The sequence below is a fragment of the Paraburkholderia caledonica NBRC 102488 genome (genome assembly GCF_000685095.1).
Classification (GTDB): Bacteria; Pseudomonadota; Gammaproteobacteria; order Burkholderiales; family Burkholderiaceae; genus Paraburkholderia; species Paraburkholderia caledonica.
Genome location: NZ_BAYE01000074.1, coordinates 1 through 621, shown reverse-complemented (window position 1 = coordinate 621; position 621 = coordinate 1). Strand labels below are relative to the sequence as shown.

Genomic DNA, 621 nt, shown 5'->3' with positions numbered 1-621 from the left:
GTATCCCGTCAGTTCCAGATAGGCGCGCCCAAGATCAGCGCCATCGCGGCTCACGCGCACCGCGCCTTCCCAGTACACCGCGCCGGTAGACTGCCGCGAGTCCAGTTCCTGGTCGTCCATCAGCGGATCGAGTTGCCATGTCAGCGCACCGGTTCGCACCGACATCGACACCGGGTACGACGTGTTCGTGCGCGGCGAGCGCCATGTGTTCATCTGCGACACGGTGTGAAGATTTTTGCCAGCATCTGCTAAGAAGCGACTCGCAAGGCCGCGGAAATAACCCGATAGGCGAGCAACCTAACCAAGTCAAATATCGTTGCCACCCGTCTTCGCGAAACGCTCGCGAGGAGGCTTAGAAACCCGTGATCAGCCCACACAACGGATCACCCCCGTAAACCCGGCTCAACAGTCCTTCAGCGGACCCTTCCTTCGGAACCATCATTCCTACAATGGTTGTATCGCGGCGCCTCTACCACAACACATTGCTGCCCTTGGCTTACCCGGCGGATCTGAGTCTCGCGTAGAGTCTATCGCCGTCGGATAAATAGTCCCCAGATTCGTCGAAGTAAAAAATCCGCAGTTGGTTCAAGGATGAGGTGCGCGGGGTAGCCGCGCACTGTT

The 621-nt window shown here is 58.5% G+C and carries 1 pseudogene; it reads right to left on the bottom strand.

Features of this window, described 5'->3' with window-relative positions:
- Window positions 1-270 (bottom strand): annotated as a pseudogene (locus tag BCA01S_RS36400) (lipocalin family protein); the annotation flags it as partial.
- Window positions 271-621: the final 351 nt, after the last annotated feature.